Annotated in this window: 22 protein-coding genes and 1 pseudogene; 15 read left to right on the top strand and 8 right to left on the bottom strand. The window is 72.6% G+C overall.

What is annotated here, in order from left to right:
• The first annotated feature begins 107 nt into the window (after positions 1 to 107).
• Positions 108 to 494 (top strand): PPOX class F420-dependent oxidoreductase, encoded by a 387-nt coding sequence (locus AB0E07_RS16870; RefSeq protein WP_362251688.1) that lies wholly within the window; start codon positions 108 to 110, stop codon positions 492 to 494.
• Positions 495 to 512: 18 nt separating this feature from the next.
• On the opposite strand, the gene AB0E07_RS16865 is transcribed toward AB0E07_RS16870, so the two are convergent.
• Positions 513 to 932: a zinc ribbon domain-containing protein gene (locus AB0E07_RS16865; protein WP_362251685.1), complete on the bottom strand. Its 420-nt coding sequence runs from the start codon at positions 930 to 932 to the stop codon at positions 513 to 515.
• Between the two features lie 134 nt (positions 933 to 1066).
• Positions 1067 to 1807 (bottom strand): TetR family transcriptional regulator, encoded by a 741-nt coding sequence (locus AB0E07_RS16860; protein ID WP_362251682.1) that lies wholly within the window; start codon positions 1805 to 1807, stop codon positions 1067 to 1069.
• A 123-nt stretch (positions 1808 to 1930) separates the two neighbouring features.
• On the opposite strand from AB0E07_RS16860, the gene AB0E07_RS16855 reads away from it, so the two are divergent.
• The 9 genes from AB0E07_RS16855 to AB0E07_RS16815 all read left to right on the top strand — a co-directional run bounded on the left by AB0E07_RS16855 (position 1931) and on the right by AB0E07_RS16815 (position 11807).
• The gene (locus AB0E07_RS16855) at positions 1931 to 2545 is read left to right on the top strand and encodes a DUF6629 family protein (RefSeq protein WP_362251679.1); all 615 of its coding nucleotides are present in this window, start codon (positions 1931 to 1933) and stop codon (positions 2543 to 2545) included.
• A 145-nt stretch (positions 2546 to 2690) separates the two neighbouring features.
• Positions 2691 to 3641: an expansin EXLX1 family cellulose-binding protein gene (locus AB0E07_RS16850; RefSeq protein WP_362251676.1), complete on the top strand. Its 951-nt coding sequence runs from the start codon at positions 2691 to 2693 to the stop codon at positions 3639 to 3641.
• Positions 3642 to 3796: 155 nt separating this feature from the next.
• Complete coding sequence (locus tag AB0E07_RS16845; protein ID WP_362251673.1) at positions 3797 to 4888, top strand: substrate-binding domain-containing protein; 1092 nt, start codon at positions 3797 to 3799, stop codon at positions 4886 to 4888.
• Positions 4889 to 5013: 125 nt separating this feature from the next.
• Complete coding sequence (locus AB0E07_RS16840) at positions 5014 to 6324, top strand: sugar ABC transporter substrate-binding protein (RefSeq protein ID WP_362251670.1); 1311 nt, start codon at positions 5014 to 5016, stop codon at positions 6322 to 6324.
• 136 nt (positions 6325 to 6460) lie between these two features.
• Positions 6461 to 7429, top strand: a complete 969-nt coding sequence (locus AB0E07_RS16835) for a sugar ABC transporter permease (RefSeq protein WP_362251667.1) — start codon at positions 6461 to 6463, stop codon at positions 7427 to 7429.
• A 173-nt stretch (positions 7430 to 7602) separates the two neighbouring features.
• The gene (locus AB0E07_RS16830) at positions 7603 to 8373 is read left to right on the top strand and encodes a carbohydrate ABC transporter permease (RefSeq protein WP_362251929.1); all 771 of its coding nucleotides are present in this window, start codon (positions 7603 to 7605) and stop codon (positions 8371 to 8373) included.
• Between the two features lie 62 nt (positions 8374 to 8435).
• Entirely contained in the window at positions 8436 to 9413 is a 978-nt protein-coding gene (locus AB0E07_RS16825; protein WP_362251664.1) for a hydroxyacid dehydrogenase, read from the top strand.
• 28 nt (positions 9414 to 9441) lie between these two features.
• Entirely contained in the window at positions 9442 to 10902 is a 1461-nt protein-coding gene (locus AB0E07_RS16820; protein WP_362251661.1) for an HAD-IA family hydrolase, read from the top strand.
• A 74-nt stretch (positions 10903 to 10976) separates the two neighbouring features.
• Entirely contained in the window at positions 10977 to 11807 is an 831-nt protein-coding gene (locus AB0E07_RS16815) for a hypothetical protein (RefSeq protein WP_362251658.1), read from the top strand.
• Here AB0E07_RS16815 and AB0E07_RS16810 read toward each other — a convergent pair.
• The gene (locus tag AB0E07_RS16810) at positions 11794 to 14241 is read right to left on the bottom strand and encodes a polysaccharide lyase 8 family protein (protein WP_362251655.1); all 2448 of its coding nucleotides are present in this window, start codon (positions 14239 to 14241) and stop codon (positions 11794 to 11796) included. The genes AB0E07_RS16815 and AB0E07_RS16810 overlap by 14 nt on opposite strands.
• A 168-nt stretch (positions 14242 to 14409) precedes the next feature.
• Between AB0E07_RS16810 and AB0E07_RS16805 the strand changes: the two genes are divergently transcribed.
• Entirely contained in the window at positions 14410 to 15039 is a 630-nt protein-coding gene (locus AB0E07_RS16805) for a peptidoglycan-binding domain-containing protein (RefSeq protein ID WP_362251652.1), read from the top strand.
• A gap of 250 nt (positions 15040 to 15289) precedes the next feature.
• Here AB0E07_RS16805 and AB0E07_RS16800 read toward each other — a convergent pair whose 3' ends face one another.
• The 5 genes and pseudogenes from AB0E07_RS16800 to AB0E07_RS16780 all read right to left on the bottom strand — a co-directional run bounded on the left by AB0E07_RS16800 (position 15290) and on the right by AB0E07_RS16780 (position 21854).
• A complete protein-coding gene (locus AB0E07_RS16800) occupies positions 15290 to 15655 on the bottom strand; it encodes a hypothetical protein (protein WP_362251648.1) in 366 nt (121 codons plus the stop codon).
• Positions 15656 to 16030: 375 nt separating this feature from the next.
• Positions 16031 to 16951, bottom strand: coding sequence for a MurR/RpiR family transcriptional regulator (locus AB0E07_RS16795; RefSeq protein ID WP_362251645.1), 921 nt, complete (start codon positions 16949 to 16951; stop codon positions 16031 to 16033).
• A 99-nt stretch (positions 16952 to 17050) separates the two neighbouring features.
• Positions 17051 to 18724 (bottom strand): phospholipid carrier-dependent glycosyltransferase, encoded by a 1674-nt coding sequence (locus AB0E07_RS16790; protein ID WP_362251926.1) that lies wholly within the window; start codon positions 18722 to 18724, stop codon positions 17051 to 17053.
• 95 nt (positions 18725 to 18819) lie between these two features.
• Complete coding sequence (locus AB0E07_RS16785; protein ID WP_362251642.1) at positions 18820 to 20757, bottom strand: phosphatase PAP2 family protein; 1938 nt, start codon at positions 20755 to 20757, stop codon at positions 18820 to 18822.
• Positions 20758 to 20931: 174 nt separating this feature from the next.
• Positions 20932 to 21854: pseudogene (locus AB0E07_RS16780) on the bottom strand (BadF/BadG/BcrA/BcrD ATPase family protein).
• Between the two features lie 279 nt (positions 21855 to 22133).
• Here AB0E07_RS16780 and AB0E07_RS16775 point away from each other — a divergent pair.
• The 4 genes from AB0E07_RS16775 (at position 22134) to AB0E07_RS16760 (ending at position 26852) form a co-directional block, all read left to right on the top strand.
• The gene (locus AB0E07_RS16775; protein ID WP_362251639.1) at positions 22134 to 23255 is read left to right on the top strand and encodes an ROK family transcriptional regulator; all 1122 of its coding nucleotides are present in this window, start codon (positions 22134 to 22136) and stop codon (positions 23253 to 23255) included.
• Positions 23256 to 23526: 271 nt separating this feature from the next.
• Positions 23527 to 24858 (top strand): extracellular solute-binding protein, encoded by a 1332-nt coding sequence (locus tag AB0E07_RS16770; RefSeq protein WP_362251636.1) that lies wholly within the window; start codon positions 23527 to 23529, stop codon positions 24856 to 24858.
• A 112-nt stretch (positions 24859 to 24970) separates the two neighbouring features.
• Entirely contained in the window at positions 24971 to 25948 is a 978-nt protein-coding gene (locus tag AB0E07_RS16765) for a sugar ABC transporter permease (protein WP_362251633.1), read from the top strand.
• 25 nt (positions 25949 to 25973) lie between these two features.
• Positions 25974 to 26852, top strand: a complete 879-nt coding sequence (locus AB0E07_RS16760; protein WP_362251630.1) for a carbohydrate ABC transporter permease — start codon at positions 25974 to 25976, stop codon at positions 26850 to 26852.
• The last annotated feature ends 5 nt before the right edge of the window (positions 26853 to 26857 follow it).

Raw genomic sequence — 26857 nt, 5'->3', positions numbered from 1 at the left:
CACCGCGGGGCACTGCCGGAGTTGAGCGCCCCCAGTCCATACGCGGCGCGGGCCCGGGGCGTTCACCGCGCGCGGCGGGCGGCCCTGCACGCCCTAGACTGGCGTTCATGGACGACACGCTGCTGGACCGCCTCGGATCCGGCCAGTACCTGCTGATCACCAGCTACCGGAAGAACGGCACCGGCGTTCCCACCCCCGTGTGGGTGGTGCGCGACGGCGACGCGCTCGGCGTGTGGACGGTCGCCGACTCCTGGAAGGTCAAGCGGATCCGGGCCCGCGCGGACGTCCTGGTCGGCCCCTGCGACCTGCGCGGCAGGCCCACCGGTGAGCAGGTCCCGGCCACCGCGGAGATCACCGGCCAGGCCACCGTCGCCCGCTACCGCAAACTGATCGCCCGCAAGTACGGCATCGTCGGCCGGCTCACCCTGCTCGGCAGCCGCATCCGCCGGCGCACCGAGGGCACGGTCGGCATCCGCGTCACCCTGACCCCGTAGCGCCGGGACGGGCAGCCGTCAGGTCCAGGCGCGGTAGGGCTCGTCGACCAGCTGGAACACGGGCTCGCCCCGCACCGGGTCCTTGGCCTGCGACAGGCGGACCCGGTCCCCGCTGTGAATGCCGATCGGCGGGCCCATCACCCGGCCGCGCACGACGAACCCCTCGGCCAACTCGATCAGCGACACATTGCGCGCGGCCGGGGTGTTGCGGTGCACCACCGTCGAGTGCCGCACCGTCCCGACGCCCTCACTGCGCTCGGTGCGCAGGTCGCTGCCCTGGCAGACCGGACACAGCAGCCGGTGGTACATCGCGGTGCCGCACCAGGTGCAGCGCTGGAAGAGCATGCCGTCGGACTCCCGGGCCGCGCCCGAGGCTTCGAGGACACCGACCGCGGAGCCGGCGGTCCCGTGGGCCACGCTTCCTGAGTGGTGGTACACGCTGGTCAACTCCCTGCGCTCGGCCGGAATCCCGCGCGCGGGACGCCCGCGCACACCTGTGCCCGGTCGCCGTGCCACCGTGCACACGGGCAGCGTATGGCACTGAGTGTCAGCGGTAAAGGCACTCCGTACCCTCAATCTGCGGAGCGGCCGAGCGCGGACTCGACTTCCTGGACGATTCGCCACAAGGGGGCGCCCCGGCGGGCCACCACGACGACGACGTCCTCGGGCCGGGCGTCCGCGGGGGCCGGGTCCGGGGCGCCGAACGCCGCCCGCACGGAGGCCAGCGCGTGGTCCACGGTCGCGCCCGGATCGGCCGTTCCGCCCGAACGCAGCCAGGAGCGCAGCGCGTTGTTGTGCGCGGCGACCACCGCCGCGGCGATCACGTCGGCCTGGAGCGTCCCGTCGCGCCGGCCCGCGAAGCGCGCCCGCAGATACGCGGCGAGCGCCCGCTCGTAGCGCCACACCACCGACAGCTCGTAGGCCCGCAGACCCGGCACCCGCTTGGTGAGCCGGTAGCGCTGCACGGAGAAGTCCGGGTTCTCCGCGTACATGTGCAGCACCAGGCGGGCCGCGTCGCACACCCGCCGGACCGGCTCCTCGCCGACGGTACCGGCGGCCAGGAACGCCGTCATGTCGGCCAGGCACCGCTCGTGGTCGGGGAAGACGACGTCCTCCTTGGACGGGAAGTAGCGGAAGAACGACCGCCGCCCCACCCCGGCCAGCGCGACGATGTCGTCCACGGTGGTCCGCTCGTACCCCCGCTCCAGGAACAGCTGGAAGGCCGCCGCGACCAGCGCCTCCCGCATCGGCGGCCACGCGCCCGAGGCGACCGCCCTCTCTCCGCGGCGGGGCGCCGCACTGCTGGAGCTCATGGTCGGGAACGTAGCACCTGACCACCAGGGATGGCACTGAGTGCACGCTCGGTGGGAACCGAGTGCTACGGGCGTGTACGGGAGAGGATGGAGATCCCTGCCGTGCGACCCCCGGGTGGACCGATGTGCTGGAGTGCCGAGGCCGACCTCGTCGCGGGCGCCGGGATCGTCGCCGTCGGTGTGGCCTGTGTGGCGCGCGCCCGCACCACCCCTCGCCTCCTGCCGCTGGCCGCGCTCCCCCTGCTGCTGGGCGCCCACCAGATGATCGAGGCCGCCGTGTGGGCGGGCGACGGCGGAACGGGCCCGGCCACCGTCGCCTGGGCGGTCATCGCGCTCCCGCTGCTGCCGCTCTGGGTCCCGCTGGGCGTCCTGCTCGCCGTGCCCGGCCGGCGCACGCTCCTCCTCCCGGCCGCCGCGGGGGTCCTGACCGCCGCCGCGCTGACGTACGCCCTCGCCACCCGTCCCGTCAGCGCCGAGATCCGCGGCCACACGGTCGGCTACGTGCTGGACCTGCCCCACTCCTCGCTGATCGTCGCCGGATACCTGTTCGCCACGATCGGCTCGCTGCTGCTGTGCGGGGACCGCGGCCTGACCCTTCTCGGGGTGCTGGTGGCCGTGGGCGCGCTGATCTGCGTGGTGCTGTGGCGGGCGGAGTTCGTCTCCACGTGGTGCGCCTTCGCCGCCGTCTGCTCGGTGGTGCTGCTGGGCTGGGTGCGCAGCGGGCCGGCGCCCGCCTGACGGGACGTGACGACCGGCGTCCCACCGCGCCCGGACCCGCGGATTTCCGTACCTGTTTCGGCAATCCACGACCGGACGGCAACCTTTTCCTGTTCTGTGGCCACTGGGAGGAGCAGCGTCGACCCGAACCCCGGAACGGACAGGCATGAAGACACCGAGACAGGCCGCACGGCAGCGCAGGCGCAGACAGCGGCTGACAGCGGTGACAGCGGCGGCGCTGACCGCCGTGGCGGGCGTACTCCTCTACCTGGTCGTGGCGCCCTCCGACGGCACGGCCGACGCCCCGTCCGCCGCGTCGGACTCCGTCGCCGCCACCCGTACGGACGCTCCCACCCCCACGACGCCCGCGCCGAGCCCGACACCGAGCACGAGCGCGAGTGCGTCGCGGACCCCCACCGCCAAGGCCCGGGAGAGCGGCGGAGCGACGGCACGGCCTTCCGCGACCAAGGCGCCGAAGGCCGCGGCACCGGTGGCCGTTCCGGCGGGACGGATCCGGCCCGGGACCACCTACGAGGGCGTCGCCACCCACTACGACGCCGGGGACGGCGACGGGGCCTGCATGCTGGGCCCGAGCGACGACATGATGATCGCGGCGATGAACACCGCCGACTACGAGACGTCCCGGGCGTGCGGCGCTTACGTGCTGGTCCGCGCGGAGAGCGGCGCCTCCGTCACGGTCCGCGTCACCAACGAGTGCCCGGCGCCGTGCGAGCCGGGCCAGCTCGACCTCAGCAAGCAGGCGTTCGCCAAGCTCGCCGACCTCGACGCCGGCCTCATCGGGATCACCTGGACCCTGCTCAGCCCCGCCACGGACGACACGGTCTCGATCCGGTACAAGACCGGGTCCAGCGCGTACTGGTGCGGTATCCAGGCCGTCGACCACCGCAACCCGATCGCCCGGCTGGAGGTCGAGGCGGACGGCGGCTGGCGGCAGTTGCCCCGCGCCGAGTACAACTACTTCCTCGCCGAGGACGGCCGCGGCTGCGGCGGCGCCCTGAGGATCACCGACATCCACGGTGAACGGCTGACCGTCCGCGCCCTCCCCGTCCGCCCGGACGTCCTGCAACCGACCGGGGTGCAGTTCGCCCGGCACTGAACACCCGCCCTGTACTGAACAGCCGCTCGGCGGGGCCGCATCACGCCCACATGGCGATCGTATTGAGCGCAAACGATCGATACGATTATGGGCGTAGAGTAAGCGCTCCGGGATCACGCCTCTGCCCGGGCTCACGTTGCGGACCAGGGGGAACCATGCGGCTCCACGTCGACCAGCGCCATGAGCGGGTGCTCGAACTCGTCCGGGAACGGCGCAGTATCCGGGTCGCCGAGCTCGCCGCCGAACTGGGTGTCTCGGCCGTCACCCTGCGCCGGGACGTGGAGGCGCTGGCCGCCCAGGGGCGCGTGCAGCGCCTGCACGGGGCCGTGGTGTGGCCGGAGGAGGCGGCGGCCGAACCGCGCGAGCGCGCTCAGAGCGCCGGGGGCGCGGTGATCGGAATGATCGTCCCGACCACCAACTACATCTTCGCCGACATCGTCCGCGGCGCCCGGGAGGCCGTCACCGCCCAGGGCGGGCGCCTGGTGCTCGGGGTGTCCGGGTACGTCGACGCGGAGGACGCCGTGCAGGCCGAGCACCTGGTCGCGGGGGGCGCGCAGGGGCTGCTCGTCGCGCCGAGCTGGTTCGGCGGGGTGCCGGAGGACGGCCAGGAGAAGTGGCTGCTGGCGCACGACGTGCCGGCCGTGCTGGTGGAACGCTCGGCGCCGCCCGGCAACCCCGCCGCCGTCCTGGACCGGGTCCGCACCGACCGCGCCCACGGCGCCGCCGTCGCCGTCGGGCACTTCGCCTCCCTCGGCCACCGCAAGGTCACCGCGGTGCTCCAGGAGGGACCGCACGCCGACCAGATCTCCGCCGGCTTCCGCGCCGCGGTCCGGGCACTCGGCCTCGACGTCGACATCGACGCGCCGTCGGTGCGGGAGCACGGCGACTACGAGGCGAGCGTCGACCACCTCGTCGACGCGGTGCGCAAGCGCGGGGTCACGGCGGCACTGGTGCACAGTGACGAGGACGCGATCGTCCTCGTGCCGCGGCTCCAGGCCGCCGGGGTGCGGGTCCCCGGCGACCTGGCCCTGATCGCCTACGACGACGAGGTCGCGGGGCTGTCCGACGTGCCGCTCACCGCCGTGGCCCCGCCCAAGCGCTCGGTGGGTGAACTCGCCGCCAAGCTGCTGCTCCAGCGGCTCGCGGAGCGCCGCGACGGACGGCGCCCGGGACCCGGTCAGCACCTGGATCTGCTCCCGGTCCTGAGGGTCCGTTCCTCCTGCGGCGGCGAACCGATCGCCGAGTGAGCGTTCCTTTCGTAGCGCGATCGTTTTGATTGTCTTGGTCGAACGCTCTTGACGTCGATCGTCCTGGCACAAAAGATGTCCTGCGACCGCCTCTTCCCGTACGAGGTCCCGTAGGAGACGTGCCCATGACGCGCACCTCACGTTCGTTCCGCACCACCGCCACCCTCGCCGCCGCCACCGCGCTCGGCCTGCTCGCCACGGCCTGCGGCGGGGGCGGCGACGCGACCGGCTCCGCCGCCGACGGCAAGCCGGTCACCCTCACCTACTGGACCTGGACCCTCGGTGCGAAGTCGACCGTGGAGGAGTTCAACCGGACCCACCGGGACATCAAGGTCGAGCTGACCGAGATACCGAGCGGCACGGAGGGCTACAGCAAGCTCGCCAACGCCGTGAAGGCGGGCAACGCCCCCGATGTGGCCACGATCGAGTACCAGATGGTCCCCGAATTCGCCAGCCAAGGTCATTTGATCGATCTGACCGAATACGCAGGGGAAACGGTCAGAACGAAGTTCCCGCAGTCCATCCAGGACCTGGTGACCTTCGGCGGCAGGACCTGGACCGTCCCCTACGACGCGGCACCCCAGCTGTACTACTACCGCACCGACCTCTTCGAGAGGTTCGGCATCGAAGTCCCCACGACCTGGGAGGAGTTCGGGGAAGCCGCCGTCGAGGTGAAGAAGAAGGACAAGAGCGTCCGCCTCGCCTCCATGCCGAAGAACGACCCGGCCCTGCTGGCCGCGCTGTCCTGGCAGGCCGGCGCGGAGTGGTTCTCCGTCGAGGGCGACGCGTGGAAGCCCGCCGTCGACGACGCGGCGACCAACAAGGTCACCACCTACTGGGACGGACTGATCGACGACGACCTGGTGCAGTCCTACACCGGGTACAGCCCCGAGGAGACCAAGGCCCGCACCTCCGGCAGGACCCTGTCCTTCCTCGGCGCCTCCTGGTCGGCGGGCGGCATGAGCACCGCCATGCCCGACCTCGCCGGGAAGTGGGCCGCCGCACCCCTGCCGAACTGGGGCACCGCCGCCGCCGGCAACTACGGCGGCACCTCCTACGGCGTCCTCAAGGGCAGCGACCGGGCCGAGGCCGCCGCCGAGTTCATCACCTGGCTCACCACCGACGAGGCCGGCGTCCGGGCCCGCCTCGCCGACCTGGAGTCCCCGAGCAGCGCCCTGCCCGCCGACCCCGCGATGCGCGCGGTGGCGGCCGCCGAGTTCGACACCGCCTACCTGGGCGGCCAGGACCTCTACGGGCTCGCCTCCGAGCAGGCCGAGTCGATCGTCCCGGGCTGGACCTGGGGCCCGAACCAGATGGACGTCTACACCGCGGTCCAGGACGAGACCGCCAAGTCCGGCTTCACCGAGGGCGTGAAGGCCGGCCAGCGCAAGGCGGAGTCGGGCATCACCGAGCGCGGGCTGAAGCTCGCCCCGTAGTCGCGCGGCGACCGAGCCGAAGCGACGACAGCAGGACCGCCGGGAGGGACGGAGCCCCACCCGCACCGGCGGCCCCGCGCCCACCAGCGCCCACCGCCTCCGCCCTGCCCCGCCCCGCCCCCGCCAAGGAGTACCCGTGGCAGCACCGTCCGCCCCAGCCGTGCGCCCCCGGGCCGCACGCGCTCCCGCGCCCCGCACCTCCGGCGCCTCCCGGCTGCGCCGCAGTCAGCGCCGTACCGCGGCCCTGTTCATCGTCCCCTTCTTCGTCCTGTTCGCCGCGGTGATGGCGGCACCCATCGCCTACGCCGGGTGGATGAGCCTGTTCCAGGAACGCTCCTCCGGGCTCGGCTTCGGCGGCACCGAGCGGGTGTTCGCGGGGTTCGCCAACTACGCCAAGGCCCTGTCCGAGCCGGGCTTCCGGGCCTCCTTCGGGCACATCGCCCTGTACTGCGCCCTGTACATCCCCGTCATGATCGGCGGCTCGCTGGCCCTGGCGCTGCTCCTGGACTCCGCGCTCGCCCGCGCCAAGCGCTTCTTCCAGCTCGCCCTGTTCCTGCCGCACGCGATCCCCGGACTGATCGCCTCGATCATCTGGATCTACCTCTACACACCGGGCCTGAGCCCGGTGCTGGACTGGATCGGCGCGCTCGGCGGGTCCTGGGACTTCTACCGGAGCGATCATGTGCTCACGTCCCTGGTCAACCTGACCGCCTGGCAGTGGACCGGCTACAACATGGTCATCTTCTACGCCGCGCTCCAGGCCGTTCCGCGCGAAGTGATCGAGGCGGCGGTCGTGGACGGCGCCGGCGCCCTGCGCACGGCCCTCCGGATCAAGATCCCCATGATCGCCTCCGCGGTCGTGATGACCGTGCTGTTCACCTGCGTCGGCGCGATCCAGATCTTCACCGAGCCCAAGCTCCTCAACCAGCGCGGGGCACCCTCCATCGACACCGAGTGGTCCCCGACCCTCTACATCTGGAAGGCCGGTTTCGTGCAGCACGACTACGGCCTGGCCGCCGCCGCGTCCCTGATGCTCGCCGCGCTCGGCGTCGCCCTCTCCTACCTCGTCACCCGGCTCGGCAACCGCTGGAAGGCCGCGCAATGAGCACCCTCACCCCCGACACCGACACCGACACCGACGCCGACACGGCAACGGCCCCCCAACCGAGCCTCGCTCGGGCCCGCCGCACCGGCACGGCCCGCCGCCCCGGCCCGAACGCACTGCTCTCCCGGACCGTCGTCAACGGACTCCTGGTCGTCGCCGCGTTCTACACCCTGATGCCGGTCAGCTGGCTGCTCGTCGCCGCCACCAAGAACCACCGTGACCTCTTCGCCACCGCCGGCTTCTCGTTCGGCGACTTCAACCTGTTCGCCAACCTCGAACGCGTCCTCACCTTCAACGACGGCATCTATCTGCGCTGGTTCGGCAACAGCCTCCTCTACTCCGTCGTCGGCTCCGCCGTCTCCACCCTGCTCTGCGTGGCCACCGGATACGCCTTCGACACGTACGACTTCCGCGGCAAGGAGAAGCTGTTCGCCCTGGTGCTGGGCGGTGTCCTCGTCCCCACCACGGTCATCCAGCTGCCCATGTACCTGCTCGCCACCAAGGCGGGCGTCGTCAACACCTACTGGGCGCTGCTGCTGCCCGCCCTCGTCAACCCCTTCGGCGTCTATCTCGCCCGGGTCTTCTCCGAGGGCTACGTCCCCGGTGAGGTCCTGGAGGCCGCGCGGGTCGACGGCGCCGGAGAACTGCGCCTGTTCGCCCGGATCGGCCTGCCCATGCTGGCACCGGGCTTCATGACGATCTTCCTGTTCTCCTTCACCGCGAGCTGGAACAATTTCTTCGGCGCCCTGGTGATGCTCAACGACGAACAGCTCTACCCGGTCAACCTCGGCCTGTTCATGTGGAACAGCGTCACCCAGCAGCAGCCCGAGTTCTACTCGCTCGTGATCACCGGCTCCCTCGTCGCCGTCGTCCCGCTGATCGTCGCCTTCGTCTGCCTCCAGCGCTTCTGGCGCTCCGGGCTGACCGCTGGCGCGGTGAAGTGACGATGCCCGCACCGGAAGGAACCCCCCTGAACAGCAACGCCCGACCCCACACCGTCCTCGCCATGGGTGAGGGGATCCACCGCCGGCTCCTCGCCGAGTCGGCGCTGGACGGTCTGCGCTCCGTCGCCCGGGTCGACACGGCGACCGCGGTCAACGACTTCGCCACCGCCGACCCTCGTCAACTGGCCCCAGTCGAAGTCCTGTTCACCCACTGGGGCGCCCCTCTGCTCACCGAGGACGCGCTGCGCCTGATGCCCCGGCTGCGCGCGGTCGTGCACGCGGCGGGCTCCGTCAAGCACCATGTCACCGACGCCGTCTGGCGCCGCGGCATCGTCGTCTCCTCCGCGGCCGCCGCGAACGCCCTGCCGGTCGCCGAATTCACCCTGGCCGCGATCCTGTTCGCCGGGAAGCGCGTCCTGGCGGCCGCCCGGGACTACGCCGCCACCCGCACCCACCCCGACCTGCTGACCGACTACAGCGGCCACGGGAACTACCATCGCACCGTCGGCGTCGTCGGCGCCTCCCGCATCGGGCGCCGCGTGATCGAACTGCTCCGCCCGTTCGACCTCGACGTCCTCCTGTACGACCCCTACGTCGACGCCGGTGAGGCCGAGGCGCTCGGCGTCCGGAGCGTCGGTCTGGACGAACTCGTGCGCGGAAGCGACGTGGTGTCGATCCACGCGCCCCAACTCCCCGAGACCCGGCACATGTTCGACGGACGCCTCCTGGCCCTGCTGAAGGACGGCGCCACCCTCGTCAACACCTCCCGCGGCGACCTGGTCGACACCGAGGCACTCCTCGCCCACCTGACGACCGGCCGGATCCACGCGGTGCTCGACGTCACCGAACCGGAACTCCCCCCGCACGACTCCCCGCTGTACACCCTGCCCAATGTGCTGCTGACCCCGCACATCGCGGGCTCCCTCGGCAACGAACTCGGCCGGATGACCGACCGCGCCGTCGACGAGGTGGCCCGCATCGCCCACGGACAGCCCCTGGCACACCCGGTGGCCCCCGACGAACTGAACCGCTCGGCCTGATGAACCCCCGCAGCGGGAAAGGACCTCGATGTCAGCCGCAGCACACCGCGTCCTGGTCGTCGGTATCGACGGCGTACGCCTCGACACCCTGACCCGGCTGCCCACCCCGCACCTCGACGCGCTGGCCGGGGACGGCTTCCTCGTCCCGGTCGAGGTCGACGCCGACACGCCCACCCTGTCGGGCCCCTGCTGGGCGACCGCGGCCACCGGTGTCACCGTCGCCCGGCACGGCGTGTGGAGCAACGACCTCACCGGCCACCGCCTGGGTGTCTTCCCCGACTTCGCGACCCGGCTCGCCGTCCAGGACGGCCGCCGGACCTTCGTCGCGGCGGGCTGGCAGCCCCTGATGCAGGCCCGGGACGGCGGCCCGCTGTTCGCCGCCCCCTCCCACTCGGTGTACGTCTCGCCGGCCGCGGACACGCCCGAGGCGTGGGAGGAGTGCGACGAACGGATCACCGAGGCCGCCGCGCGGGTCCTCGCCGACGCGCGCGACGACACCGCGGCCTCCTTCGTCTACCTCGGCGCGCCCGACGAGACCGCGCACGTCCTCGGCTGCGGGGCGGAGTACGAGGCCGCGATCCGTAGGGCCGACGCCCGGCTGGGGCGGCTGCTGGCCGCGGTCCGCTCCCGGCCCTCGTACGCGGACGAGCGCTGGACCGTGCTGGTCGTCACCGATCACGGCCACGCCGACGCGGGCGGCCACGGCAGCCGCACCCCCGAGGAGCGCACGGCGTGGCTCGCCGCGTCCGGCCCCGGGATCGGCCCGCCGGCCCGCCCCCTCGGCCACGCCGACGTCGCCGCCCAGGTGTTCGCCGCGCTCGGCCGCCACCCCGACCGGCACTGGGCCCTCGACGGACGGCCGTTCGCGGCCGCCCCGCACGCCGTCCTGCTCGACCTGGACGGCACCCTCGTCGACACCGAGTCGCTCTGGCTGCGCACGGTCCGCGAGGCCGCGCCCGGCCTCGGTGCCGACGACATCTACCGCGCCCTCGGCCGCTCGGCCGCCGACACCGCGGCGCTGCTCGACCCCGAGCGGCCGCAGCGGCTCGCCGAGGAACTGGAGGCCCGTTTCCTCGCGGCCGTCGAACTGGAGGCCACCGTCCTCCCGGGCGCGCCGGAACTCCTCGACCTCCTGTCCGGGGAGGGGATCCCCGCAGCGGTGGTCTCGGCGTCCACCCGTCCGGTCGTCGACGCCGCGCTGAAACCGCTTGGCGCGGACCGGTTCCGGGTGACGGTCGCCGCGGGCGAGACGTCGCGCACCAAGCCGGCCGCCGACCCCTACCTGGCCGCCGCCCGTGCCCTGGGCGTCGACCCCGCCGCCTGTCTGGCCGTGGAGGACTCGCCGACCGGCGTCACCGCCGCCGAGGCGGCGGGCTGCCGGGTCCTCGCCGTCCCCTCGTACGCGGGAATCGAGCCGGGGCCGCGGCGCACGGTGCGGCGCGGGCTCGCGGGCATCGACAGGCGGGAGCTGTGGGCGGCCGGACTGTGACGCCGTGAGCGGACATTTGTTCGGGGCGCGGCGGTCTGTCTACGATCGCCTCCCGCACGCCCCGAGGAGCCCGTATGCCGTCCGCCCGCCGCCGTCTGCTGTACGTCTCCGACCTCGCCTACCCGGCGCGCGGGCGCCGCTACTGCGACGAGGACATCCTCCTCACCTCCCGGCTGCGCGAGGACTTCGACCTCGCGCTGTGCAATCCCCGGGAGGCGGTCGCGCTCATGGACGGCTTCGACGCGGTCGTGGTCCGCAACAGCGGGCCGGTCCTGGACTACCCGGAGGCGTACGAGGCGTTCCGCGGCCGGGCCGCCGACACCGGGGCGCTCGTCTACAACGAACTCTCCGGGCGCGGCGACATGGCCGGCAAGCAGTACCTGCTGGACCTCACCGCGCAGGGCTTCCCGGTCATCCCGACCGTCGACCGGCCCGAGGACCTCTCCCTGCTGCCCGCGGCCGAGCGCTACGTCGTCAAGCCCAAGCTGGGCGCGGACTCCAGAGGACTGGAGATCGTCCCGGCGGACCGGGCCCGCGAACTGGCCGACGGCGGTGTCCTCGTCCAGCCCCGCGTCGACTTCGCCTACGAGGTCTCCTTCTACTTCGTCGACCACCACTTCCAGTACGCCCTGCACACCCCCGACCCGGCCCGGCGCTGGGAGCTGCGGCCCTACGAGCCGACCGGGGCCGACCTGGAGTTCGCCCGCCGCTTCGTGGACTGGAACGGCCTCGGCCACGGCGTCCAGCGCGTCGACGCCTGCCGGGCCCCGGGCGGTGAGCTGCTGCTGGTGGAGCTGGAGGACCTGAACCCGTATCTGTCGCTGGACGCGGTGGACCCGCAGGTGCGGGACGCCTTCGTGACGGCGATGAAGGCGTCCCTGCACGGGATGTTCAGCCGAGCCTGACGGTCACGCGCTGGGTGACGCCCGCCGTCGCGCTCAGGTCCCCGAAGGTGAGCCGGAGCGAGGAGCCGGTCGCCGTCGAGGTGACGGTGTCCGGCCGGGAGAGCACCTCGGCCACCGGGCGGTTCCAGGTCAGGGCCAGACCCGCCTGCATCCGCATGGGGTCGCTGACGCAGATCACCGCGGTGCCGTCACCCCGCTCGTTGATCAGCACGCTGCACGGGTTGCTCGCCACGACACCCCCCACGGTCCCGGCGAACCAGAAGTTCACGGCGGTGAAGCCGAGCGAGGGCACCGCCACGCCCTGCTGCTGGTCGGTGTTGGCGAGGACGGTCAGCCAGCCGGTGTCGGCGGCCCGCTCCTGGGTCCGCGCCGCCGTCGCGCCCGGCATCAGCTGGTAGGCGTAGGAGCCCGCGGCCGGGTCGGTGCCGTGGTCGAACCACAAGGTCAGGTACTTGCGGTTCAGTACGGTCGTGGAGCCCCCCTTGTTGATGTCGCTCCAGCGGCCGTCGCGCGCCTCGCGCAGCGCCTTCACCGTCGCGCCGCCCGGGAAGACGTAGCCGCCGTGGCCCCCGAGGTGCGCCCAGCGGGCGCCGGTGAGCGTCTGCGACCAGGGGTGGGCGAGCGGCTTGGTGACGCCGTCCACCGAGAAGGAGGTGTTGCCGGTGGGGCCGAGGTTGCGGTTCTCGACGGTGGTCTCCACCGCCGCGCCGTCCGAGCAGCGGATGCCCGCGCCGAGGCAGACGACCGTGTCGTCGAGGAAGAACCACGACTTCTTCGCCAGCAGCGTGGACTGGAGGCCCTTGAGGTACTGCCCGACCGATGCCCGCTGTCCGTCGGTGGTGCCGCCCACCCAGTTCACGTCGGGCAGGGAGGCACCCCAGTCGCCGCCGGCGGCGTCCGCGAGAACCTTGCGCGAGGCGGTGGTGCCGGGCAGCCGGGCGGGGTCGACGGTGGGCCAGAAGGCGTCGCTGTACTGGCCGTTGCCGAAGGTGTCGCCCCACCAGTAGAGCATTCCGGAGCCGGTGTGCCAGCCGCGCAGGTTCTCGCCGTTTCCGGTCTCGTAGTAGGTGATCCTGCGGTCGGCCATGCTGAGCGAGGCCGCCCAGCCGGGGCGGCGGTGGGTGGCGCGGGCCATGCTGGTGAACAGACGGTGCCCGGTCGGCTCGGCGACGGCCGTGACCGCGGTGTCGTCCAGGACCGACTTCAGGCGTGCCAGCTGCGGCAGGCCGAGGGAGCGGTTGTTCATCGGCGGGCTGTAGTAGTCGCGTTGCAGCCAGCCCTTCACCAGGCCCCGCCAGCGGGCGTTCTCCGTCGCGCTCGCGCCCTGCCCGAGCAGCAGGATCGAGGCGAGGATCGGATGGCCGCGCAGGTGGTCGTCCTGCTGGACCTGCTGGGTGTCCGACGCGGACAGGCCCCGGCTGACGGCGCGGCCCGACACGCCGTCCATGACCAGCCCGTTGTAGAGGAACGGCGCCCAGGCGTTCTCCACGGCGTCGAACACGATCTGCCGCCCCGGGTCGGCGACGGCCCACGTCGAGCCGTTGAGCAGCGCGAACAGCAGGCCGAGTCCGCCGAGGAGTACGGACCCGTAGGTGCCGGTGTAGGGCACGGTGGTGTGCTGGATGAAGGAGCCGTCGGTGTACAGCCCGTCCCCGGAGGTCACGTACGGGAAGACGGGGGACAGGGCGTCCCGGGCCAGCGCCACCTTCGCCGCGCTGTCCCCGACGATGCCGCGCAGCGCCAGCACCCGGCACAGGTCGACCCGGTTGGCGCCGGTACTGGTGCCGGTGTACTGGGCGACCGCGGAGTCGGGCACGAAGTGGTCCACCGCCGCGCAGTGGGCGGCCAGTTGCGCCGGGGTGAGCGCGTCGTACATCAGGACGCAGATGTCGAGCAGGGCCTGCGGGGCGCCGATCTGCCAGCTGTACCAGTTGCCGTAGCGGGTCTGGTTCGCGTTGTACACCTCGGTGTGCAGGTGGTCGAGGCCGGTGAGGACGGCGTCGCGGAGCGCGCTGTCGCCGGTGACTCCCGTGCCGGGCCGGCTGTACGCCTGGGCGAGTGCGTTGAGCCGGTTGTAACTGGCGTTGAGATTGCCGGAGTAGCCGTACGACTCCTGGTCGGTGTCGGGTTCGGGGTCCGCGTACACGAGGTCCGGCCACAGGGAGCCGGTGGCCGGCGCCATCGCTGCGCGCAACTGCTCGGCGGTGCTGCCCAGTTCGGCGAGCCGGGTCCTGAACGGTTCGGCGGTGGGGCTGTAGCCCTCGCCGAGGATCAGCGTGCGCCACCTGGCGCGCAGGGTCGCGAACTCGTCCGCCTCCTCGGCAGCGGCAGCGGCAGTGGCAGCGGCGGCGCCGTTCGGAGCGGGAAGGGACAGGACGAGGGCGGTAGCGGTGCTCACGGTCAGAAAGCCGCGTCGTGACCAACGAGTCGTCATGACGGCGGTTTCTAGCATGGATTCGATCAAACGCTCAACATATTCGGCCCAATTGAGCGTATCGATCGTTTGCTGGTGTGGGGGTGGGGTGAACCCTGGAGGTGGGGGAGCCGTATCACTCGGCGGAGTGTTTTCGCCCCCGCGTACGGGACGGAAGGAAACCGCAACGTGGAGAACGACGGCCCGCCCCTCGAACCGGCCCGTGTCCTGCGCCCCCGCCGCACCGACGCCCTCGCCGACCTTTTCCGTGAACCGGACGAGCCGCACGGAAGGTCGGACGGCTACGAGTCCGTCGCCCCGCCGGCCCCGGAATCCGGCGCCGAGGACGACACCCAGGAGCTGCCCGTCGTCCCGGCGGCCCCACCCGGGCGGCCGCACTCGGGGCCCGCGGTGTCCCGCGTCGTGATCGCGGCGGCCGTGACGGTCGCCGCGCTGGCCGGATTCGGCGGCGCTCTCCTCGTGCCGCGGGACGGGGCCGAGGGCCGGGGCGGCGCCGCCGCGCCGGCTCCACCCGCGGCCGCCTCGCCGGCCCCGGACGGCTCGGCCGCCCCGGATCCCGAGGCGCCGGGCATCCTGCGCGAGGGGGACAGCGGCCCCCAGGTCGCCGAGCTCCAGCGGCGCCTGCTGAGCGTCCCGGACGTCTACGTCCCCGGCTCCACCAGCGGCCGGTACGACACCACCCTCACCGAGGCCGTCGCCCGCTTCCAGCTCTGGTACGGAGTCCGCGGCGACGAGGACGGGGTCTACGGCGACGACACCCGGCTGGCCCTGGAGTCCCGCACGGCGGCGGGCGGCTGACGCGTCCCGGACGGCTCTTCGAACACCGGGCAAGGGGCGGGGAAAACCGGTCGGACGGTGTGTCACGGTGCGTCACCCTGGCTGCCGGGGCCGCGCGACCGGCGTCCGGCCCGCTCCTACCCGAAGGCCCCTCCCCGATGAACGGCTCCCGTGTCCCCGGCCTCGTGCTGCCCGTCGTGTTCCTGCTGGCCCTCGTCGCGGGCGCCGTCTGGTACTGGTGGCACCGGCACGACGACTGACCGGCGGGGGGTCAGCGGCGCTCGACCAGGGCCTGGGTGACGACCCGCACGCTGCGGGCGATGTGCTGCAACTGCATGACCTCGGCCGCGTACATCTTGATCGTGTGCTCGATGACCGCCTCGGGCATGCCGAGCCCGGGCAGGTCGGCGCGGGCGGTCTGGAGCGCGGTGCGGGCGACCCGGATCTCCTGCTGGACCTGGAGCTGTGCGTGACGGGCGAGCAGGACCGGGTGGCGCAGCAGGGCCGGATAGCTGGCGTAGCGCGCCGGAACCAGTTCCCGCAGCCACTTCGCCGCCGAGCGCTCCCAGTCGTAGGTGCCCGGGGCCTTGACCTGGCAGGGCCAGTCCGAGGTGGTGCGCATGGTCATCAGGGTCATGGTGATCGCTTCCGGGTCTGCGGCGTCGGGAGGGTGGTCCGACGGGGGCGGGGCGGCCCCGGCCTAGGGGATGACCGGGGCCGCCCGGGTGAGCGCCCTCGGCGCCGACGCGGGTAGGAGACGGCGGCTGAGGGTGCCCGTCGCGGTGCCCGCGGGGCCGACGGAGAGCGCACGACGGATGGGGTGACGTGCGCAAGAGCGGAACCGACGGCTTGCTACGGGCGGGTGCGGCGTGGAGCAGTATTTATATATGCCGTCCGCTTTGCAAGGCGTATGAAAACATTCATGCTCGAAAAGTGGCGGATGGGTTCCGTGTGACCGGGTTTGGTATCCGTCGCGCAAGCGCTTGCCGGTCCCGCTGACCGGCCCTCGGCCTCAGTCCCTGAGGAAGAACTGGTGCTGGTCGGAGATGTGCTCGTACTCCTCCAGCCGGGCCTGGGTGCGCTCGGGGTCCGCGTCGGTCATGGCCTGGAGCAGCGCGGCGGCCATCACGCCGGGTGCCGCGTAGGAGTCGAAGACCAGCCGGGACCCGGTGCCGGTGGCGAGGACGACGTCGGCGGAGTCGGCCACCGGTCCGAGCGCCAGGTCGGTGACGAGGGCGATCCGCAGGCCCGCGCTGCGCGCCACCCGCACCGCCGTGAGCGTCTCCTGGGCGTGCCGCGGCATCGAGAACGCCAGCACCCAGGTGCCGCCGGCCTCGCGGGACTGCAACAGGGCGTCGTAGGCGACGCTGCCGCCCCGCGTCACCAGCCTGACGTCGGGGTGGATCCGTCGTGCCGCGTAGGCGAAGTACTCGGCGAGCGAGGCCGAGATGCGCAGGCCCAGGACGGTCAGCGGGGTCGACTCCGACAGTTTGCGGCCCAGGTCGATGAGCTGGTCGGGGTCGCCGAAGTCGCGGCGCAGGTTCTCCAGGTTGTCGATCTCGGCGTCGACCGCCGCCTGGAGTTCGTTGCTGCCGTTCTCCTCGGCCGCCGGGCCGCCCGCCAGCGCGCCCAGCGCGACCGACTGGAGCTTCTCCCGTAGCGCCGGGTAACCGCTGAAGCCGACCGCGGCGGCGAACCGGGTCACCGAGGGCTGGCTGACCCCCACCCGCTCGGCGAGATCGGTGATCGACAGGAACGCGGCCTCGTTGATGTTCTCGATCAGGTACTGGGCGATCCGCCGCTGGCCCGGGGAGAGATGGGGGCCGTCGAAGACCGTTCTGAGCTGGGAAGTGGGAGAAGCCTCCGTCTCCGGAGCGGTCTTCCCCGAGGTGATGGCGGATGCCTGCGCGCGTGCCTGCTGCGGCGATGGCACGGGTGCGCCTCCTTTGTCTTCCACAGTGCCTCAACATAGCTCACACACTGTGCTGGTCAGGAGGTTGAAGGCGGCGGTGCAGGCAAGGGCGCACTTCGATCATCGGCGAAAGATCGTGATCGAATGGCCGACCGTATCGATCGGACGACTGGTGTCGATCAACTCGGCGAGTGGGCCGGTCGCCTTGGCGACCGAGGTGTCGGACACCACCAGCAGCCCGCGCACCCTCCGCGCGGGCACGGTCCGGGGGTCGGCGGCGTCGATGCCGTAGAAGGACGGCACTCCGCTGCCCTTGTACACGAGCCAGACCCGCTCGCCCGGATAGCGCTCCCGCAGCCGGTCCGCGAGCCGGCCCAGATCCTGGCCCCAGTCCACGGCCGCGTCGTGCAGCCGCAGATGGGTCTTCGCCGGACCGCCGAACGCCTCGTTGGAGTACGGCAGGTAGTAGGGGAAGGCACGCAGCGAACTGACCGCCACGAACGCCGTCAGCGCCGCCGTCACGGCCCCGGTGCGCGCCCGCGCCCGGCGGCCGTGTCCCACCGCGGTGAGGCAGCCCGCCGCCACCGCCAGGAACATCGGCACGAACACCGCGTACCGCGTCCCGAAGTCCCGCGCCCCCTGCATGGCCGCGGCCAGCAGCACGGCGGTGGGCACCAGCAGATACGGTGCCGCCGGCCGCAGCCGCCGTACCGCGAGGACCGCCACCGTGCCCGCCGCCCACAGCGCGAGCATGCCCAGGGGTGTCTTCACCAGCAGCGCGGCCGGCAGGTAGTACCAGAGCGAGCCGGTGTAGACCCGCCCGAAGAGGAAGCCCTGCCAGGGGTGGTTCTCGAAGGCGAACTGGATCCGCATCCCGTCCCTGTACGCCTCCGGCAGCGGCAGCGCCTCCACGGCCAGTCCGCGCAGCCCGCGCACGGCGGGCACCGGCTGCTCCGGCGCCCAGCGCAGCCGGGGGTCCACCACCAGGTACGTGACCCAGACGACGGCGACGGCGGTCAGCAGCACGACGCCCGCGCCCACGGCGGCCCGCCGCGCCGCCCCGTGCCGGTCCGTCCCCTTCGCCGCCCACCACGCCGACGCCGCGGCCAGCCCCGCCAGCACCGGGACCGCGGCCAGCGCGCTCATCCTGGTGGCCAGGGCCGCGCCCAGCGCCGCCCCGGCCAGCGGCAGCCACAGCCGGGGCCGCAGCCGGGCCCGCCACAGCAGCCACACCGAGGTCAGCAGGAAGCCGGCCGCGGGGACGTCCAGCGTCGCCAGCGAGCCGTGCGCGATCAGGTCGGGGGAGAAGGAGTACAGGGCCAGAGCCGTCAGACCGCCCGCGGGACCGGCGAGTTCACGGGCGAAGGCGAACACGGCCAGCCCGAACAGCAGGGTCAGCACGATCATCGGCAGGCGCGCCAGCAGCATCAGCCGCCAGGGGTCGTTGCCGGACCCGTACAGCAGATGACGGCCCACCTGCCCCTGGTCGCCCTCGAAGGAGGCGTCGTAGCGCGGATCGGCGAGCGCCACACCGACGGCCACGACGAGTTTCCCGAGCGGCGGATGCTCGGGGTTGAGGCGCAGCCGGTGCTCGTGGAGGTAGGAGGCGGCCGTGCCCACGTAGACGGGCTCGTCGATGGTCGGCGTCTGCCGGACCGCGGTCGTCACCATCGCCACCGCCATCTGGCCCAGCAGCAGGGCCACCAGGAGCGGTACCGCCCACCGCGGGCGGTGCCGCCCGGGGCCGGCGCGGACGGCGGGCGGGCCGGGCCGGGTGTCCAGTTCGCTCGCCATCATCCGCCCCGCGGTGGACACGGTCCGAGGACGGCGGGAGCGGTGGTGCGGTGCCTCATGGGCCTACTGTGCACCAGCTCCCGCCACCGACGGTGTCACCGCTTCAGGAGTCGTACCGACAGACCTTCCGCCGTGTAGACGGGTACGGCCCGCAGGGAGGCGGAGTTCAGCTCGATCCGGTCGAACTGGCCGCGCAGCGCCGAGGCGTGCAGCACCACAACCGTGCTGCCCGCGGCCGGCGGCCGCTCGGCGTCCAGGCGCAGCGCGAGCGTGCCGCCCCGCTCCAGCCGGGCGCGTCCCCGGACCCGCAGGGCGGGCGTGCGTCCGGCACGCAGCGCGACCCGGAGAGTGCCGGAGTCCTGGACGTAACCGCCCTCGACGCGGGCCGGTTCGGCCACCTCCAGCGTGCCGGCCGCCGTCACCCGCACCTCGCCCCGGCCCAGGGCCCGGGACGACGCGGCCACCAGCACACCGCCGGCGATGACGGTCCCGCCGCGGTAGTCGTTGTCCCCGGTCAGGGTGAGCGTGCCCGTGCCGAGCTTGGTCAGGCCGCCCTCGCCGTCGATGTCGTTGCGCCAGCTGTCGGCCGCGTGGAAGCCGCCGGCCGCCGCGTCCAGTGTGACCGTCACATCGGTGTCGAACGTGCCGTACCCGTCGGCGGCGGCGAACAGGTTCAGCCGCCCCCACTGTTCGGGCCCGTCCAGCAGGACGTACCCGGAGGGCAGCGCGGTCCCGGCCAGCACCGCGCGCCGCTGCGCCGCGTCCAGGTACGGCAGCCGCGTCTCCAGCAGCACCTCGGCGCCCTTGGGGACGGTCAGCGGGAGGTCACGGCCGCGACGCGGGAGGACGTAGGTCAGACGCGGGCGCACCGAGCGGGCGTTGGCGGCCCGGTCGGCGTAGGGGTCGGTGGCGCGGTCGGCGGAGTGCGCGTAGGCGTACAGCTCGTCGGCGGTACGGCCGGTGCGCTGCTGGAACCAGGCCAGCGCCTGGGCGCGGGCCGCGGCCTTGAGTTCCGCGTTCGCGGGGTCGGCGAGCGCGGCGGCGGCGAGCGCGGTCGCCATGACCCGGCCGCCGATCACGTCGACCGGCGAGTGCATACCGGCCGTGATGCGGGTGTCGGCGAGGGCCAGGGCGTGGGTCACCAGCTCCTGGAAGCGCTCCGGTACGGCGTACGCGTAGGCCAGCCCCGCCAGGTGCAGGGCGTTGGTGTGACCGCTCGGGAAGCCGCCGTCCTCCGCCGGGTTGGTGCCGCGCTGCCGCAGCAGCTGCGGGGCGACGACGACCTCGGAGTCGTACACGGGGTAGCCGAGGGCGTCCTTCCGCCCGGTGTCGACGACCTGGCTGTCCTCGTTCATGCGCCACGGACGCGGGTACTGGTAGGCGAACTTGGACGGGTTGCCGGAGGCGAACGGGCCGCGCAGGGTGTCCACCAGCTGGGCCACCTTGCCCAGTTCGGAGGAGTACGAGCCGGCGCCGAGCGCCGATCCGGCCGGGGCGTCGGCGGGTATCGCGTCGCTGACGGTGGTGGCCGGAGTGGAGTCGGGGGCGGTCGTGATGGAGGTGACCGCCCTGGCGCCCTCGCGGTAGAGCCCGGCGAGCGGGCCGAGGCCGGCGATCATCGCGTAGCTCTGGTGCTGACGGTCGACGACGAAGGCCTCCTTCGCCTGCTCCGCCGTCCGTGTGGTCGTCACGCGCACGCAGTGGCGGACGTTGGCGCGCAGCACCTCACGCGTCAGCGGGGTGCCGGTGTTCCAGGCGTCCCCGGTCCGCCACATCTCGGCGAAGCCGCCGAGGACGCGGACCACCGCGTTGGTGTCGGCGGTGAGGTTGGCCACGACGTTGGTGCGGTAGTCGTCGACGAGGGCGGCGGCGCCGGCCGCGGCCTTGGCGTCCGCCGCGGCCAGCCAGGTGACGAACGTGGGCGCGGCCAGCACTCCGGCCGTGGCGCCCAGGGAGGTCCGGAGGAAACCCCTTCTGTTCAGCGGGACTTCGCGGACCGAGGGGAGGGGACGGGGCCCGGCGGTGGACGGCATACGACTGCCTCTCTGAAGCTCTTCGGCGCTGCGGCCGGGAGGGGGACAAGGGGAGCGACTCGACGGATCCGCGCACCCCGTGGCCGGGTGCGACGGCGAACCGCACCAGGGGCGTTCACGGAGGGTCGAGTCGTACCAGCGAAGATCTACGGGCGAGTTGTGTCGGTCGCGGGATCATCCGGCGACCGGTCGCTGTCGCAGAAGTGAACGGGAAAGCGCTGTCGCCCCGTTGACCGGTGGCGCTGTGAGGCGTCTGGGCATGGCCTGTGGAGCGCTTTCGGCGAGGGCGGTGACGAAGGAGGCGTACAGCGTGGGCTGGGCGAGGATCATGCCGCCCGCGACCGTCACGTCGTCGACCGGCACCCCGCGCGAGGCGAGCCGTCCGACCAGCGCGGCCGGCGACCGGCCGCCCTCGGCGATCACGGACCGGGCGGGCGCGGAGCCGGCCCCGGCCGCCGTGAACACCGCGGGCGCGTGCAGGCCCCACTCGGCGGACAGGTCGCGGGCGGACTCCAGGGGCGGCGCTCAGCGCGGGCACCTCGGGCACCTCGAAGGCGCCGAGGAGGGCCTCGGCCGGCGGATCTGGGGCCTCGCCCCGGTCGTGCGCCGCCCACACCGCGCGTACGGCCTCCCGCGCGATCCCGGCCGCGCCGCCCTGGGGCCGCGCCCCACCCGCCGACCTGGAGCGGGCGGCCGTCGGCGGTCCGGCCGACCGCGACCGAACCCGTGCCGGCGACCAGGCCTACGCCCCGGGTCGGGCCCGCCGCCGGGACGAGCAGTTCGGCGTCGCCGACGGCCGGCGCGGGCACGTCGAGGAGGCGGCGCAGTTCGGTGCGGATCAGCTCGCACTGGCGCGCGGTCTCGCAGGCGTGGCCGCCGACCGCCACGGCGTCCGGCCGACGTCCGTCGGGCAGGGCCCCGGCGACGAGACCGGCGATCCGTGCGGCGGCCGCCACGGGGTCGTGCGGCCGCCAGTCGGAGCCGCTGCGGACACGGTCGGCGACCAGGTCGGCGCCCGCGACCGCGCGCGGATGCGTCTTGGCCCCGCCCACGTCGATACCGACCACGAGCGGGGACCGGAGGGGTGCGTCCTGCACGGATTCTCTTTCGTCGTCGCGAGGAGCGGCGACGGCGGGCGAACCGTGCCTGGACAGAAGGGGGGAAGCCGGTCGGGAAGCCTCGGGACAGGCCTCGGGGGAGTGCGGCAGGCGAGTACCGCCGAGTTCGTTAGGAAGTTAACTAACGAAGTAGAGTGCGTCAAGAGGCGCGGAAATCCCGGTGCCGACGGGCCGGGGATTCCCCTCGGCCCACAGCCAGACGATCCTTGCGGCCGGACGATCCACACCGGACGGCCACGGCACGACCTGGGGGAGACCATGGACCTGAGCGAGAGCGCGCGTGCGGTGTTCGCCGTGCTGGCCGGGGCGTCCGCCGCCACCCGGCCCCGGCTCGCGGCGGACGCGGGACTGTCGAAACCGACCGTGTCCTCCGCCGTGGCCGAGCTGGAGTCCGTCGGACTCGCCGCCCACTCCGGCACCGCCGCCGGTGCCGTCGGCCGCTCCGCCGCCGTCTACCGGCTGGGCCCGGCCTCCGGTGCCGTCCTCGCCGTCGACCTCGGCCCCGACCGGACCCGGGTACGCGGCTGCGCCCTCGACGGCACCCTGCTCGCCGAGGGCGACGGCTCCCGCGCCGAGGCCGCCGACACCGTACGCGGCGCCCTGGCCGCACTGCCCGCGGATGCTCCGCTGCGCGCCATCGTCGTCGCCGTCGGCGATGTCACCACCCTCGGCCGGGACGGCACCGGGATGCGGCCCGCGACCGCCAAGGCCGGCCCCGTCTTCGACGCCATGGCCGTGGCGCTGCCGCCGGGCGTCCCCGTCCACCTGGAGAACAACGTCAACTGCGCGGCCCTCGCGGAACTCCACGAGGGGGCCGCCCTCGGCCGCGACACCTTCGGCTACCTGCGCATCGGCGTCGGGATCGGCCTCGGCATCGTCATCGGCGGCCGGGTGCTGCGCGGCGCCAACGGCGCGGCCGGCGAGGTGGCCCGGCTGCCCTACCCCTGGGACGACGGCCGCGCGCCGCGCCGGGAGGCCCTGGAGGAGCACATCGGCGTGGCGTCCCTGCTGCGGCGCGCGGCCGAGGCGTGGCGGGACGCCGACGGGCCCCGCCCGCGCACCGCGGAGCGGCTGTTCGCCCTGGCCGACGAGGGCTCGGCCACCGCGGACCGGGTGCTCGCCCGGCACGCCGCCGACATCGGCCGGCTCGCCGCCGCCGTCGCCGCCGTCCTGGACCCGGGCCTGATCGTGCTGGGCGGCGCGGTCGGCGCGCATCCCCGGCTGCTGCCCGGCGTCCGCGCCGAACTGGCCGCGCTGAGCTGGCCCACCGACGTCGTGAGCAGCGCCCTCGGCGACAGCGGCACCGTCGTCGGCGCCGCCCGGCTCGCCGTGGCCCGCGGAATCCAAACCGTGACCGGTGCGGACCGGAGCAGCCATTGACGGACTCCGGCCGCTTCTGCCAATGTCCGGACAAGCGCTTTCTGAACCGGCGGGACCCGGTTCGGGGCGGGGCTGCGCGCCGTACCTCAGCTACGGCGAGCCGGACGAGGGCGTGCTCGTCCGGACCGGGCCGCGACGACGGCCCGTGACCCCCGCCTCTCAGGGCCGCGCGACCGGGCGAGGTCGCGGCGAGCCGGAAGGCGCCATCCACGAGGATTCCGGGCCGCACCGGCCCGCGGGCAATCCGTCACGCACATCCAGGGAGGACCCGGTGGGTCACCAGATCTCGCGCAGAACCCTCTTCCGCACCGCGAGCGGCCTCGCCGTCGCCGGCACGCTCGGCGGCGCCCTCACCGCCTGCGGCGGCGGCACCGGCGCCGGCAGCACCAGCAGCGAACTGACCATGACCTGGTGGGGCAGCGACGACCGGCACGCGGCCTACAAGAAGGCGCTGGCCTCCTTCCAGAAGAACAACCCGAAGATCAAGATCCGGGAGACCTACTCCGGCTACGACGGGTACTTCGACAAGTTCAACACCAACATCGCCGGCGGCAGCGCCCCCGACCTGCTCCAGATGGACACCGCGCTGGTCGCCCAGTACGCGCGCAAGGGCGTCCTCGCCCCGCTCGACTCCTACGTCGGCACCTCGCTCGACCTCACCGGCTTCTCCAAGACGCTCCTCGCCGCCGGCACCGTCGACGGCAAGCTCTACGGGGTCCCCTCCGGCATCGGCGTCAACCAGCTCACCGTCAACCGCAGCGGCCTGGAGGAGCTGGGCCTGGAACTCCCCGACCGCGAATGGACCTGGGCCGACCTGAGGGACATCGCCACCCAGGTGTACAAGAAGAGCGGCGGCAAGACCCACGGCGTCGACGACGGAGGCGGCGGCACCCTCCAGGCCTTCGAGGTCTACGCCCGCGAGCACGGCGAGACCTTCTTCTCCGAGGACGGCACGAAGCTCGGCTTCACCGCCGACACCCTCCAGCAGTGGTGGGAGTACTGGGCGGAGCTGCGCAAGGCCAACGCCTGCCCGGCGCCCGCCGTCACCTCCGCCGCGCACAACGACCTCACCAAGAACGCGGTCGTCATCGGCAAGGCCCTGTTCACCTTCGACTCCGGCGTCTACGGCGCGGGCGGCTCCATCACCGACGCCCAACTCGACTTCCTGCCCACCCCGCAGGGCGATTTCTCCGGCGCCGTCGAAGGGAACTTCGTCAACGGCGGAGTGCTGCTCAGCGCGACCAAGGCGAGCAAGCGGGTCGCCGAGTCGGCGAAGATCATGGACTTCTTCGCCCAGGACGAGACCGCGATCAAGGACATGCAGCTGCTGCGGGGCATCCCGCCGACCGCGAAGGCCCGCGATCTGATCGCCTCCGGCCTCACCGAGACGGACAAGCTGAACATGGAGAACGCGGACTACATCGCGCAGCGGGTGTCCGGGGCCGCCGACGCGCTGCCGGCACCGGCGCCGCCGCCGCAGGGCGCCGACCAGATCTGGGACCTGCTGTTCCAGTCCAACCTCGCGGTCGCCTTCGGGAAGAAGTCGGTCAAGGCGCAGCTCGGGGAGTTCTTCGATCAGGCCGAGGGGATTCTGGGCGGCTAGGCCGTCGCCTGTCCGCTGGTGTGTTGTGGCTGGTCGCGCGGTTCCCCGCGCCCCTGGGGAGTCGACCGGCCGCGCGATTCGAGTACAAGGAAGTCGGGCCAGGGAGATGAGTGTGACCACCACGCGGAGTGACGTGGTCGTGAAGGAGGCGGTGGCCGCCGCCGCACCCTCCGACCAGCGGGAGCGCGAACGGATGCGCAGGCGCCTCGCCAGACGGCGGGGCGGCGGATGGTGGCCCTACCTCTTCCTGGCCCCCTGGTTCGTCGGGCTGTTCGGGCTGACCGTCTATCCGATGCTCGACTCGCTCTATCTGTCCTTCACCGACTTCGACCTGCTCACCCCGGCACGCTGGGTCGGCGCGGACAACTACGAGCGGATGTTCACCGACGACCCGGTCTTCTGGGACTCCGTCCACGCCACCCTCGTCTACGTCGTGGTGTCGGTACCGCTGAAGCTGGCGCTCGCGCTGGGCGTGGCGATGCTCCTCAACCGGGACCTGAGGGGCATCGGCCTGTACCGGGCCGCCTTCTACCTGCCCTCGCTGCTCGGCGGCGCGGTCGCCATCGCCATCGTGTGGCGGCAGGTGTTCGGCGGGGACGGCCTGTTCAACGACTTCCTGGCCTGGTTCGGCATCGAGGGCCAGGACTGGATCTCCAGCCCCGACACCGCCCTGTACACCCTCGTCCTGCTCGCGGTCTGGCAGTTCGGCACCCCGATGGTCATCTTCCTGGCCGGACTCAAGCAACTGCCCCAGGACGTGTACGAGGCGGCCGCGATCGACGGCGCGAGCCCGGTCACCCGCTTCTTCCGCATCACGCTCCCGCTGCTCACACCGATCGTGTTCTTCAACGTGGTCCTCCAGATCATCGACGCGTTCAAGACGTTCACCCCCGCGTTCGTGATCAGCAACGGCTCCGGCGGACCGCTCAACTCGACGATGCTGTACTCGCTCTACCTGTACAAGAAGGGCTTCACCGACCTCCAGATGGGATACGCCTCGGCGCTGGCCTGGGTGCTCTTCCTGGTCATCGCGGGCTTCACGGCGGTCAACTTCGTCGCCGGCCGCTACTGGGTCCACTACGACGACTGACGTCCGGGAGAGGAGTCCTTCACCCATGTCCGCCATCACCCCGAGCGCCTCGCCGCTGCGCCGGCTCCGCTCGCTCACCGGCCCGCGCCGCATCTTCGCCCACACCCTGCTCATCGGCGTCGCGGTCGTCATGCTCTACCCGCTGCTGTGGATGCTCAGCAGTTCCCTCAAGCCCGACACCGAGATCTTCACGCACCCCGGTCTCGTCCCCTCCCGACTGCGCCCGGAGAACTACTCCGAGGGCTGGAGCGGCTCCGGCAACTCCTTCTCCCTGTACATCACCAACTCGCTGATCGTCACGATCGGCGCGGTGATCGGCAACGTCGTCTCCTGCTCACTGGCCGCCTACGCCTTCGCCCGCTTCGAGTTCCGCGGCAAGAGGCTCTGGTTCGGCCTGATGCTCGGCACGCTGATGCTGCCCACCCAGGCGGTACTGATCCCGCAGTACACGATCTTCTACAACCTGACCTGGATCAACACGTTCCTGCCGCTGATCGTGCCGAAGTTCCTCGCGGTGGACGCCTTCTTCATCTTCCTCATGGTCCAGTTCATCCGCTCCATCCCGCGCGAGCTGGACCAGGCGGCGATGATGGACGGCGCCAACCCCCTCCAGATCTACTGGAAGATCATCCTGCCGCTGATGAAGCCGGCCCTGATCACCACCACCATCTTCACCTTCATCTGGACCTACGACGACTTCCTGCACCAGCTCGTCTACCTCCAGCAGAACGACCGGTTCACCGTCCCGCTGGGCCTGACCCTGTTCCTGGACCAGACGAGCGGCTCGTCGTACGGGGCGATGTTCGCGATGTCGACACTCGCCCTCCTGCCCACGCTCATCTGCTTCCTCGTCTTCCAGAAGAGGCTGGTCGAAGGCATGGCCACGTCCGGAATGAAGGGCTGAGAACC

Source organism: Streptomyces sp. NPDC048002, from assembly GCF_040653275.1.
GTDB lineage: Bacteria > Actinomycetota > Actinomycetes > Streptomycetales > Streptomycetaceae > Streptomyces.
This window is presented reverse-complemented; position numbering and strand designations above follow the sequence as displayed.